Annotated in this window: 6 protein-coding genes; 3 read left to right on the top strand and 3 right to left on the bottom strand. The window is 76.4% G+C overall.

The genetic code is table 11. The annotated features are described in order from the left end of the window. Nucleotides 1–44: 44 nt before the first annotated feature. Nucleotides 45–4,076 carry an FtsK/SpoIIIE domain-containing protein gene (locus CLV35_RS01845; RefSeq protein ID WP_121191727.1) on the bottom strand — a complete coding sequence of 1,344 codons (4,032 nt, stop codon included), beginning with the start codon at nt 4,074–4,076 and terminating at the stop codon, nt 45–47. A 41-nt stretch (nt 4,077–4,117) separates the two neighbouring features. On the opposite strand from CLV35_RS01845, the gene CLV35_RS01840 reads away from it, so the two are divergent. Then, nucleotides 4,118–4,924: an SURF1 family protein gene (locus CLV35_RS01840; RefSeq protein WP_183061607.1), complete on the top strand. Its 807-nt coding sequence runs from the start codon at nt 4,118–4,120 to the stop codon at nt 4,922–4,924. Next, nucleotides 4,921–5,238 (top strand): DUF3817 domain-containing protein, encoded by a 318-nt coding sequence (locus CLV35_RS01835; protein ID WP_231121320.1) that lies wholly within the window; start codon nt 4,921–4,923, stop codon nt 5,236–5,238. The genes CLV35_RS01840 and CLV35_RS01835 overlap by 4 nt, the downstream gene beginning before the upstream one ends. On the opposite strand, the gene CLV35_RS01830 is transcribed toward CLV35_RS01835, so the two are convergent. Continuing rightward, a complete protein-coding gene (locus tag CLV35_RS01830) occupies nt 5,235–5,837 on the bottom strand; it encodes a TetR/AcrR family transcriptional regulator (protein WP_121191725.1) in 603 nt (200 codons plus the stop codon). The two genes, CLV35_RS01835 and CLV35_RS01830, sit on opposite strands and share 4 nt — an antisense overlap. A 115-nt stretch (nt 5,838–5,952) precedes the next feature. Between CLV35_RS01830 and CLV35_RS01825 the strand changes: the two genes are divergently transcribed. Beyond that, a complete protein-coding gene (locus tag CLV35_RS01825) occupies nt 5,953–8,133 on the top strand; it encodes a glycoside hydrolase family 3 protein (protein WP_121191724.1) in 2,181 nt (726 codons plus the stop codon). Nucleotides 8,134–8,166: 33 nt separating this feature from the next. Here CLV35_RS01825 and CLV35_RS01820 read toward each other — a convergent pair whose 3' ends face one another. Next, nucleotides 8,167–12,345: a carbohydrate-binding protein gene (locus tag CLV35_RS01820; RefSeq protein WP_183061605.1), complete on the bottom strand. Its 4,179-nt coding sequence runs from the start codon at nt 12,343–12,345 to the stop codon at nt 8,167–8,169. Between the last annotated feature and the right edge of the window lie 3 nt (nt 12,346–12,348).

The raw sequence follows: 12,348 nt of genomic DNA, 5'->3' as shown, positions 1-12,348 counted from the left end.
GCGGCCGGGGCGTCGGCGGTTGTCCACAGGCTGCGAGTGGCGCCTCAGGGTGCCGGGACGCGTACGCGCTGCAGCGTGCCGTCACCCAGGTGGAGCAGTCCGCTGCCCGGCTCGACCCGCCCGCCGACGAGCGAGCGCGGCACGCGGACGCCGACCAGGTCGCCGTCGACGAGGCCCTGCGGGCTGAGCAGCAGTCCGCGCCCCCCGCGGCGCAGCTCGACCTGCCAGCCGGAGAACCCTGAGCAGAGCTCCTCGGCCAGTCCGCCGACCGCGAGCGCCGGCCCGCCGTCCGCCGCGCCGCGGACCAGCTCGCCGAGGATCTCGCTGCAGTGGGCGTCGCGCAGCAGCTCGCCGTCGTCGACCACCACCGCTCCGTGCGGGCCCAGCTGCGCCACCAGCGCTGCCAGCGCACCGCCCGACCCCGGCGCGCGCGCCCCGTCGCCGACCAGCGAGCCCAGTCCGCGCTCCAGCGCCAGGCGCGCGAGCGGCCCGCCGCGAGGAGCGACGACGCCGACGGGCGTGCCGTCGTCGACCAGCGAGCGTGCCAGGGTCACCAGCGCGGTCGACCGCCCCGACCTGGGCGGCCCGGCGACCACGAACGTGCCAGGCCCGGCACGCAGCTCGGGCCCCAGGGCCGAGAGCTCGTCGCCGCCGACCCCGACGAGCGCCCAGCCCGTGTCGCGGGCGTGCCGGGGTCGGTGGGGGCGCAGGGCGCGCGCCGCTGCGTACGTCGTGCGTCCGGGCAGCGCGTCCACGCGGAACGGGCGCCTGTCGTGCGTCGCGGGCCACGAGCCGGCGAGCGCCTCCAGCGCCCGCTGCTGGTCGGACGAGGTGCCGTCGCCGCACGCGGTCAGCTGCACGGTCGTGCCGGGCGCGTCGAGGCCCGGCACCCCCACCGGCACGGCGCGCCCCGGCAGCGGGCCGCCCGCCGGCACGGCCCGCGCAGGCACTCCGGCGAGGGGGTAGTCGGAGGGCTCGGCCAGCCGCAGGACCAGCCGCGCGGCGACCAACCCGCCGAGGCGTCCGCCCACCGTCGACCGGTCGCCGGCCACCACCGCGGTGATGCCGGCTGCGGTGCCCTCCCGCAGCAGCACGAGCAGCGCGTCGCCCGGCCGGCCGGAGTCGTGCTCGCCCAGCGAGGTGGTGAAGCCCTCCCAGCCGTCGACCAGGAGCACGAGCCTCGGCAGCTCGCCGGCAGCTCCTGCGCCGTCGGCGAGCAGCCGTTGGCGGTGGCGGAGCTCCTCGACCAGCCGGTCGAGCAGGCGGGCGGCGCGCTCGGGGTCGGAGCGGTCGACGACCGCCCCCGTGTGCGGGAGGGCGGCGAGCGGCTGCAGCCCGCCGCCGGCGCAGTCGAGCGCGTAGAGGTGCACGGCGGAGGGCGGGTGGGCGGTGGCGAGCGCCGCCGCGTAGGCCCTCAGCGCCGTCGTCCGGCCGCTGCGGGCGGTGCCGACCACCAGCAGGTGGTGCAGCACGGCCAGGTCGGCGACCACCGGGTGCTGCGCCTGGCGGGCAGGCACGTCGGCGAGCGCGTAGGCGCCCGGGCTGTGCCGCAGCGCACCGGCCGGCAGGACGTCGGGCAGCGGCGGCAGCCACGGGCTCGGCGGTGCGCCCACGCCCTCGGCAGCCGCGGCGTCGCGCACCGCCGCGACCAGCAGGGCGAGGTCGCTCGGGGCTCCGGCACAGGGGTCGTCCCTGTCGGCCGGCGGCTCGACGGGCCGGGCGAGCGAGGCGAGCGGCGAGTCGGCGGCCGAAGGACTCGTGCGCGCGGGGACGTCGCGGCGCCCGCCCACCCGTGCGGCCTGGAAGGGGACGAGGCTGCCCGGACCCAGCCGGGCCAGCCCGCGGCCCGGCGTCGTCCGCGGCACGGACGCCGCGTCGGGCGCGTCGATGACGTCGCTGCTCTCGGCGGCGTCGCTCACGCGCAGCGCGATGCGCAGGCTGGCGTTGGCGCGGATCTCGGGCGACACGCACCCCGAGGGGCGCTGGGTCGCCAGGACCAGGGAGATGCCCAACGAGCGCCCCCGCTGCGCGAGGTCGACGAGGCCCGCCACGAACTCGGGCAGCTCGCGGGCCAGGGCGGCGAACTCGTCGACGACGATCACCAGACGGGGCAGGGCCGGGCCCGTCGCCCGGCCCTCGGCGACGCGGCGCACGTGGTCGTCGAGGTCGCGGGCCCCGGCTGCGGCCAGCACGCGCTCGCGCCGGGCGAGCTCTGCGCGCAGCGAGAGCAGCGCCCGCTCCACCAGGGCGCCGTCGAGGTCGGTCACCAGACCGGCGGTGTGCGGCAGGTCGGCGCACTCGCGGAAGGCCGCACCGCCCTTGTAGTCGACCAGCACGAGCGCGAGGGCGTCCGGACGGTTGGCCACGGCGAGGGAGGCGACCAGCGTCTGGAGCAGCTCGCTCTTGCCCGAGCCGGTCGTGCCGGCGACCAGGGCGTGCGGACCGTCGCGACGGAGGTCGACGGCGAAGGCCCCGTCGAGGGAGACGCCGAGCAGCGCGCGCGTCGACCGCCCGCCCGTGCGCCGCCACAGCCCGCGGACCGCGTCAGCGCGCGCTGCCCCGAGTCCCGGCGCCTCCGCGTCCAGGACGTCGAGCAGGCGCAGGCTCCCGGGCAGGTCGGCGTCGTCGTCGGGGGTCGCGTCGACCAGCGGGGCGAGCGCACGTGCCACCTGCTCGGCCCACCCGGCGCTGACCTCGTCGGCCCGGACACCGACGACGGGCTCGGCGCCCGCGACGCTCACCCGCAGGCTCCCGTCGGTGCAGCGCGCCACCACGGCCCGGCACTCCTCGGGCAGTGCGCGCTCGTCGGACTCGAGGCAGAGCGCCGAGATGCGGTGCGCCGGCCCCTCGCGGAGCAGCGCCGCGAGTCCGGGCAGCGAGCGCAGCCGGCGGGCGCCGTCGACGACGAGCATCACGTCGGGCTCGCGCGCGACGCCGGCAGCGACCGCCGAGCCGGTGCTCTGCGCCCGCCGGGCCATCAGCGCGCTCAGCTCACCCACCCGTCGCGCAGCGGCCTTCGTGCCGACCGCCACCAGCGCCTGCGCGTCCTGGCCGAGACGCGGCCGCAGGTGCGGGAGCCAGCGCGTCCACGCCCACCGGTCGGCGCCGTCGCCGCTGGTCAGCACGACCACCTGCAGCGCAGCGGGGGCGTGCAGCACCGCGGCCTGGGCGACGACCCAGTCGGCCAGCCCCTGCCCGGCCGCGGCGAGGCCGACGACGCCGAGCCGGCCGAGCGGCACGACCACCGGTGCGTCGCGGAGCGCGGGCCGCTCGACCCGCCGCCTGCCCAGCGGGTCGCCGGTCTCGATGCGGACCTCGGCCGGGAGCTCCCCGGTGCCCACCCGGAGCTCGAGGAGGTCGGGGTCGCCGCTGCGCCGCTCCCACAGGCGTACGCCCGGCGCCGTCGCCGTCGCCAGCAGCTCGTCGGGGCCGGGGGAGCCGAGGCGCCGCCGAGCCAGCTCCTCCGTCGCGGCCGCGGCGGCGGCGGCGCGCACGCGTGCCTCCAGCTCCCGGTGCTCGGCAGCCGCCGCGCGGGCCCGGCCGCGCTCGCCCCGCCGCTCCGACCACGCACCGGCCAGCAGGCTGAGCGGCGAGAGCAGGCCGAGCAGCAGGAACCGAGCGCTGCCCGCGACGAGCGCGAGGGCCACGGACCCGGCGAGCGGGGTCAGCGCGACGAGCAGCGGGAACGGGCGGTGGGCCGCGGCGGACGGTGGCGGCGGCAGGCGGAAGACGTCGTCCCGCCCGGGCCCGGGCAGGCGCGGCGGGCGGGTCACCTGAACCTCGCCGGTCGCGCTGCGCACGGTGACCGCCGGGTCGACCGTCGCCAGGGAGGGCTCCTGCCACCGGTCGGGCGCGTCGAGGCTCAGGACGCAGCCGTCGCGCAGGCCCGCCGCGCCGGCGTCAGCGCCCGGGTCGACGCGGCGGCCGTCGACCCAGGCGGCCCTCGGCGCGGGGGAGCCGAGCAGTCCCGCCACGGCGTCGAGCACCTCGCCGGCGCGGGCGCCGGCGGCGACCTCGACGAGCACGTCGCGGCGCTGCCGGGTCGCCGGCTCGGAGACGGTCAGGGTGATGCGCATCGCAGCCGATGGTCGGCCATCCGCCGGTACCGTTGCCTCCCGTGGGGCGCAACCTGTGGACAACCCGGCTGCTGCCGCTCCACCTGGGCCTGGTGGCCGCGCTGCTGGCCTGCGGCTGGCTGGGCCAGTGGCAGTACTCCCGCTTCACCGAGGGCCGCCGCGGCGAGGTCGTCGTCCGCAGCGGCCCCGCGCTCGACCTGCGCACGGTGCTCCAGCCGGCGAGGAACCCGCCCGCGCGCGCGACCGGCCAGCCGGTGGTCCTGCACGGGCGCTACCTGCCGGGCGGGCAGCTGCTGCTCCCCGACCGGGCGCTCGACGGCCGGCGCGGCTTCTGGCTGCTCGCTCCGGTCCAGGTGGACGGCGGGGCGGTGGCTGCAGTCGTACGCGGCTGGGCGCCCTCCGTGACCGACGCCACCGTCGCCCTCCCCACCGGGGAGGTCACCGTCACCGGGCTCGTCCAGTCGGCCGAGCCCGCCCACGACGAGGTCGACACCTCCCTCCCGCCCGGCCAGGCGAGCACCGCCAGCCCGGTCGAGCTGCTCGACCGCGTGCCGGGGCCGATGTACGCAGCCATCGTCGTCGCCCGCTCGGAGGCGCCGCCGACCGCGCACGAGCCGCGCCCGGTGCAGCTGTGGAACCATCGCTCGTCCGGGGGTGCGGGCTTCCGCAACTTCGCCTACGCCCTCCAGTGGTGGCTGTTCGCGGCGTTCGCGGTCTTCATGTGGTGGCGCTTCCTGCCCCTCGTGGACGCCGGGGACGGTCCCGAGCCCGACGAGCTCGACGACGACCCCGACTCCCCGACGCCCACCGACGCAGCCAGCCCCGTCCACGAGAGGTCCTCGACGTGAAGTCCGCACTGCTCCGCTACCGCGTGATGGCCTACGTGACGGGCGTGGTGCTGGCCACCGGCGTGCTCGTGGGCATCCCGCTGCAGGTCGCCGGCAAGGCCGACCTCGTCGTGCAGGTCCTGTGGACCGCGCACGGCTACCTCTACCTCGTCTACTGCGTCACCGCCGTCAACCTCGCGCTGTCCTCGCGCTGGGGGCTGCTGAAGACCGTGCTCGTGATGCTGGCCGGCACGGTCCCCGGCATGTCGTTCGTGGCCGAGCGCAAGGTGGCGCACGACGAGGCCGCGCGGGTGCCGGTCGCCGCCCGGCGCTAGCCCCGGGGTGACCGGGAAGCGGCCCGGCGCGGCCCGAGCACCGCATCGGCGAGAACCGCCCAGTGGTGCAGCAGGTCGAAGCCGTCGGGGTCGCGCAGCCACTGCAGCTGCAGCCCGTCCATGACGGCGAGCACGTGCACCGCCGCCGCGGCCGGGTCCTCGACCCGCCCGGTGAGATAGCGCTCGATGTCGGCGCGGCTGACCGCGTACCTCTTCTGGAAGTACGCGTGGGCCGGGTGCGACTCCGTCAGGGCTTCCGCGGCCAGCACGCTGTAGAGCCGCACGATCTCCGGCTGGGAGCTGTTGCGCAGCATGACCGCGTCGAGGAACCCGCGCGGGTCGGTCTCCCCAGCGGCCCGCTCGCGCGCGGCCAGGGCGTCGACGGCGTCGCGGTGCTCGAGGACGGCGACGAGGATGCCGTCCTTGGTGCCCATGTGGTGGAGCACGCCCGCGGCCGTCATGCCGCAGGCGTCGGCGACGGCCTGGAGCGTCACGCCGCGGAACCCGCGGTCGGCGATCAGGCGCGTGGCGGCCTCGACGATCTCCGCGCGCCGGTCCTCCGGCTCGAGGCGGCGGCGACGGGGAGCGGCCTCGGACATGGGCGGAAGCGTCGCACACCGCCCGGCGGCCACGCCCTTGTGCGCGCCGCCCGGCGCATCGTACGGTGCTGCTTACCTAGCGACTGCTAGGTAGGCGCACCCTCGAGGGAGAGACGTGGCGGAGACGACGGCGTACGACGCGGCAGTGGCAGCGGTGCGGGCCGGAGCCTCGCCCGTCGAGCAGGCGCGGGCGCTCTACGCGCAGCTGACGCCGGACGAGCGCCTCGGCCTGCTCGACGGCGACGAGGACTTCTGGCCGGGCATGCAGGAGATGATCGAGCAGGGCTACAACCTGCGGCCCTACGTGCACGGCGCCGTCGCCCGGCTCGGCATCCCCGGCCTGCGCTTCTCCGACGGCCCCCGCGGCGTCGTCATGGGCCGCTCCACCGCCTTCCCGGTGTCGATGGCCCGCGGTGCGACGTGGGACGTGGAGCTCGAGGAGCGCATCGGCGACGCGATCGGCGCGGAAGCACGCGCCCAGGGCGCCAACTTCTTCGGCGGAGTCTGCATCAACCTCCCCCGCCACCCCGCCTGGGGCCGCATCCAGGAGACCTACTCCGAGGACCCCGTGCTGCTCGGCGAGATGGGCGCGGCGCTGACCCGCGGCACGCAGCGCCACGTCATGGCGTGCGTGAAGCACTACGCGCTCAACTCCATGGAGAACGCCCGCTTCACCGTCGACGTCACGGTCGACGACGCGACGCTGCACGAGGTCTACCTGCCGCACTTCCGCCGGGTCGTCGAGGAGGGCGTCGCGGCGGTGATGAGCGCCTACAACTCGGTCAACGGCCAGTGGTGCGGGCAGAACGAGCAGCTGCTGACCGACGTGCTGCGCGACCAGTGGCACTTCGAGGGCGTCACCGTCTCGGACTTCATCTGGGGCCTGCGCGACGCCGCCACCTCGCTGCGCCACGGGCTCGACATCGAGGAGCCGCTGCGCCAGCAGCGCGCCCAGCACCTCCCCGCCGACCTCGAGCAGGGCCGCGCGTCGTGGGACGACGTCGAGAGCTCCGGCCTGCGCAGCCTGTCGACCCAGCTGCGCTTCGCCGCCGCGCTCGCCGACGAGGCGCCATCGGCCGACGTGGTGGTCTCCGACGCCCACCGGGCGCTGGCACGGGGGGCCGGCGCCCGCGCGATGGTGCTGCTGCGCAACGAGGACGTCGACGGCCGTCCGCTGCTGCCGCTGGACGCGAGCACCCTGTCGTCGGTCGCGGTCGTCGGCCGGCTCGGCGACGTCGCGAACACCGGCGACCACGGCTCCTCCGACGTCCGCGCCCCCTCGGTGGTCACCGCCCTCGACGGGCTGCGCGCCGCGCTGCCGGACGCCGACGTGCGCTTCGAGGGCTCGGACGACCCGGAGGCGGCGGCCCGTGCGGCTGCGGACGCCGACGTCGCCGTCGTGGTCGTCGGCTACACCGCCGAGGACGAGGGCGAGTACGTCTCCGGCGAGGCCGCGAGCCGCCCCGAGCTGCTCGCGCTCTACCCGCCGGCGCAGGACGGCGCCGACGCCGTCATGGACAAGATGGGCTCCGCGCCCGGCGAGGCCTTGCTGGTCGGCAGCGCCGCGATGGGCGGCGACCGCGGCAGCCTGCGGCTCCGCCCGGTAGACGAGGAGATCGTGCGCGCCGTCGCCGCGGCGAACCCGCGCACCGTCGTCGCGGTGGTGGCCGCCGGCGCGGTCGTCATGGAGGGCTGGCGGGAGCAGGTGCCCGGCCTGCTGCTCGCGTGGTACTCCGGCATGGAGGGCGGTCACTCGCTCGCCGACGTGCTGCTCGGCGACGCGGTCCCCTCGGGCCGGTTGCCCTTCTCGGTGCCCACCAGCGAGGAGCACCTGCCGGCGTTCGACCGCGACGCCACCGCGGTGACCTACGACCGGTGGCACGGGCAGCGGCTGCTCGACCGGCTCGGGGTGCCGGCTGCCTATCCGCTCGGCTTCGGCCTGTCCTACACGACCTTCTCGCTCGGCGAACCCTCGGTCGAGCCGGGCGACGGGGCGCTGCACGTGGAGGTGCCGCTGACCAACACGGGGCACGTGCGCGCGCACCACGTGGTGCAGGTCTACGGCACTCGCCTCGACGGCGACCGTGCCGGCGAGCGTGCGCTGCTCGGCTTCGCGGTCGCCGAGGTCGGCGCCGGCGAGACGGTGGCCGTACGCGTACGCGCCTCGCTGCGCCCGCTGTCGCGCTGGGACGCCGGGGTGCGCGACCTCGTCACGCCCGCGGGAGCGGTGCGGGTCGAGGCCGCGTCCTACGCGGGTGACCCCGACGCCCGTGCGGTCGAGGTGCGGCTGCCCTAGGCCGAGGCCCGCGGTGCAGCCGCACCTGCCCGCTCAGAAGTGCGGCTGCACCACCAGGTCGTCGAGGTTGACGTTGCCGCTGTCGGCGGCGCCGTAGGACCAGGCGACCGCGGTGGCGCCGGCGCCAAGCGGCACCCGGACGGTCACGACCAGCCAGCTGTCCCAGCCGTCGCTCGGCGGCAGCGTCACCTGCTGCGGTGCTGTGCTGCCGACGGTCAGGGTCAGCGTCTTGTCCGACCCGGTGCCGTTGGCGTAGCGGAGCAGCAGGTCGTAGCTCCCGTCGTGCGGCGCGTCGACCGAGAAGATGGCCGAGGGCCCAGCGGCGCCGAAGCAGGCGGCGAAGCCGGAGCCCGTGTAGCCGCTGTGGTCGGTGGCGGTGCAAGCACCGCCGGCGAGCGCGGCGTCCTCGGCCTGCAACGTCTGCGCCAGCAGCGGGTCGAGCAGCGGCAGCAGCGCAGCTCGGGCGGTGCTGCTGACCTTGCTGGCCTTCGCCGAGGCCACGTCGCTGCGCACGGCGTAAAGCAGCGTACGCATCCGCGACCCGTCGCCCGCCAGCTCGGCAGAGCGCGCCGACGCGAGCTGCGCCTGCAGGTCGCGTCCCGTGGCCCCCGCGACGTCGCCGCTACGGGTCCGCGCACCGAGCTCGTGGATCACCGCAGCGACACCGGTGGGCGCGTGCAGCCACTGCGCGAGCAGGCCCTCGAGCTCGGACGCGGCCCGCGTCGAGAACTGGCTCGTCGACGACGCGTCGAGCAGAGCCCGCACGTCGGCGAGCCGCTGGAGGACCGTCGTGGTCTGACCAGCAGCCTCGGCGGACGAAGCGGCTGCCAGTAGCGACTTCACGTCGCGTGCCGTGCTCTTCGCGACGTCGCCCGACCCCGCGAGCCGGTCGACCGTGGTCGCGATGCGGGCCAGCGAGATGCGCGGCTGCACGGCGGCCGACCGGGCCGAAGCCGGTCCGGTGCCGAGCCGGTTGTGGGCGGCTACGGTGAAGGTGTAGGCCGTGCCGTTGGTCAGTCCCGTGACGACGAAGGACGTCGATGCGTCAGGAGTGGTCACCTGTGGTTGGGCGACGCCGGCGACGTAGGGCGTGACCACGTAGTGGTCGATCGGTGCGGCACCGTCCCAGGCGGGCGCGCTCCACGAGAGCGCCACCGACCCGTCGCCGGCTGTGCCGCTGACCCCCGTCGGCGCGTCAGGCGCCGACACGTCGGTGGCCTCGAGGCTCGCGACCGACGGGGTGGTGCCCTCAGCCGCGGTGTAGCGCAGGTAGCGGACCTGCCTTGGGGCCACCGCCACCGAGCTGACGGGCGCGTCGCTCGCGGGCACGCTGCCCAGAGCGGACCACGAGGTGCCGTCCAGCGAGGTCGCGAGGTCGTACGCGGTGGTGCGTCCGCTTCCCGAGGTGACCTTCACGCGCCGCACGGTCGTCGCGCGTCCCAGGTCGACGGTGAGCGAGGCGCCAGCCGCAGTCGGCCGCCACTGGGTCGAACCACTGCCGTCCACCGCTCCCACTGCCGGGAAGCTCGCGTCGGCCGAGCTCGCTGTGACGGCCGCGCAGCGCGCGAGGTCGGACGTGGGTGTGAGGTCGGGTCGTCGGGTCGGGACGGTCAGCGTGCCGCCGGCCGCGAGAGCGCGCGCCGCTGCGCCACCGACCGCCACCGGCATCGCGTCGCCCGAGACGAGCCGGACCGTGGTGGTCGACGGCCCGACGCTGATGTCGAAGCGCCGCCCGTGCCACGCCAGGCCGGTCAGCTCGAGACCCGGCAGCTGCGGCGGGAGCACGGGGTCGAGCCGCACCGCGTCGGTGTCCCACCGCATGCCGGTGAAGCCGTAGAGGAACTCCTGCAGGAAGCCGCCGGCGCCGGTGGTGAAGGTGAAGGCGCCACCGCCGCGGGTCTCGCTGAACTGGTCGAACGGCGCGCGCATGAAGGGGTTCACGCTGCGCTGCAGGAACGTCCAGCTCGCGCAGCCGGGCGTGCCGAGCTCGGCGGTGTCGATCGCGTGGATGGCGTCGGTCATCGACGGGCCGTTGAGGTCGCTGCGCCCGACGTAGTAGTCGAGGTCGGCCTGGGCGACGGAGTCGGGCATGTCGTAGCCCAGCGGGTACTGCAGCATGACGGCGTCGGCCTGCTTGATGGTCTGGCCGCTGTAGCCGGCGTACTCGGGGTGGATGCCGAGCCCGGCGTCGAACGGCACCACGAGCCCGTCGGCCACCGTCGCCCAGCGCGGGTCCGGCGTGCGCCCCAGCGTCTTCGCGGCAGCGGTGGCGATCCGCAGGGCGGTCGCCGCACCGACGTTGGTGTAGACGTTGTCGTCGACGCGCACGGCGTACTCGTCGGCCGCGATCACGTCGTCGACGTGGTAGCTGCCGTCGGAGCTGCGGGTGGCGCGGCTCGCCCAGAAGTCGGCGGCCGCCTCCAGCACCGGCCAGGCCTTCGCGCCGAGCCAGCTGGTGTCACCGGTGGCCTGGAAGTACTGCCACTGCGCGAGTGCGACGTCAGCGGTCACGTGGATCTCGTACTTGCCCGTGTCGGCCCACGTCGGGGTCTGCTCGTCGCCGGTCGACGCGCTCTCCCACGGGAACCGCGCGCCCTGCCAGCCGCCCTGCGCCGCGTAGGCCTCGGCCCCAGCGAGCAGCCGCTGGCGGTAGGCGGTGGCGCCGGCCGCGATGTCCGGGTGCTGGGCGAGCAGGGAGGGGTACATCCACGTCTCCATGTCCCAGAAGACGTGGCCGGAGTAGCCGTCGGAGGAGAGCCCGCCCGGCGAGGTGCTCCAGTCGACCCCTGGGCGCACGCTCTCGAGCAGGTAGAACATGCTCGCCCGCGCCTGCAGGGTGAGCGCGTCGTCGCCGGGGACGCGGATGTCGGAGGTCCAGAGCTTCGCCCAGGCCGCCTCGTGCTCGGCGAGCAGGGCGTCCCAGCCTGTCGACGCCGCCGCGGCCGACGCCTGCGCCGCAGCTGCGACGGGGGCGAGCCCGTCGACGCGGTCGGTGTCGACGCTCGCGGCGATGCCGACGTACTTCGTGACGGTGTAGGTCTGGCCGTCCTGCACGGCGAAACTCGCCCGCTGGGCAGCGCCGCTCCCGACCGCCGAGGTCGAGGTCGGCCCGGCGCCGGTGCGCAGCGTGGAGACGAGCCCGGCCACCGCGCCGGTGCCGTCAGCCGTCACGGCCTCGCGCAGCTGTCCGGCTGCGCCGTCCACCGCGACCCCCGAGGCCGTCGCCGCGTGGGCGGCGCGGGCGTCGAAGGCGTCGGTCGCCGTGACCGTCCCGCTCCAGTGCGGCGTCAGCGTCAGGCGGACCGCGCCGACGTGGGCGCGCGAGCGGTCGGCGACGACGTCGTAGCGCAGGTCGGTGGTGCGCCCGCCGGGCGAGGTCCACGTCGCCCACGTCGAGAGCAGGCCACGGTGCAGGTCGAGGGTCTGGCGGTAGCCGGTGGTGGTGCCGCCGCCCGGCGCCGGTGCCGGAGCGCCGTCGTCGGTGAGCGCGACCCAGTCGATGTTCGACATGCAGCCGTCGCCCGCGCCGCAGGAGATCGCCACCTCGTCGGTGCCCGCGGTCAGCGGCACGCGTACGGAGGCGCTGGCCCACGAGTCCCAGCTCGGCGTCGGCGGCAGCGAGACGGTCCCCGCCGCCGTGCCGTTGACGGCGACGCTCACGCTGCGGGTGGTGACCCCGGCGCCGCCGTCGTTGTTCGCGTAGCGGACGGTCAGCGTCGCGTCGCCGCTGGCGGGTACGTCTGTGACCCGCAGCGTCGTCGTCGCACCGACGACCGGGTGGCCCTGGTCGCCGAAGCCCGCGACGAACGCGCCGCCGGAGGCGCCGCTGTGGTCGCTGGCGCGTACGGCGCCGCCCGACAGCACGCCGGCCTCCGCCTCGCAGACCGTCCCGAAGGAGCAGTCGGCGTCGCCCGGCAGGTTGCCGTAGGTGCCGCTGCCGTCGGAGAAGCCGAGGGTCGTCCACATCGGCAGGGCGGCCCGGATCTCCACGTCGCCCGCGGGGTGCGCGTAGAAGCCAGCGACCTGGGCCTGGGTCTGCACCGGGGCGCTCGACCAGCCGGCGCCCTCCGCCGGCACCCGCGCGGCGAGGTAGCCGTTGCCGACGAAGGTGGGCGAGTAGTCGCCGGAGCTCGTCGTCGTGCTCAAGGTCCACGCGTCGGACCCCGTGCCGGCGCTCGGTGCGCCGGCCGCCTGCGCGGGCGTCGCCGCCACGGC

Source organism: Motilibacter peucedani (assembly GCF_003634695.1).
Taxonomy (GTDB): domain Bacteria; phylum Actinomycetota; class Actinomycetes; order Motilibacterales; family Motilibacteraceae; genus Motilibacter; species Motilibacter peucedani.
This window is presented reverse-complemented; position numbering and strand designations above follow the sequence as displayed.

Coding starts and splice junctions, on each gene's coding strand:
- CLV35_RS01830 (WP_121191725.1), bottom strand. CDS start 5,837: ATGTCCGAGGCCGCTCCCCGTCGCCGCCGCCTCGAGCCGGAGGACCGG.
- CLV35_RS01845 (WP_121191727.1), bottom strand. CDS start 4,076: ATGCGCATCACCCTGACCGTCTCCGAGCCGGCGACCCGGCAGCGCCGC.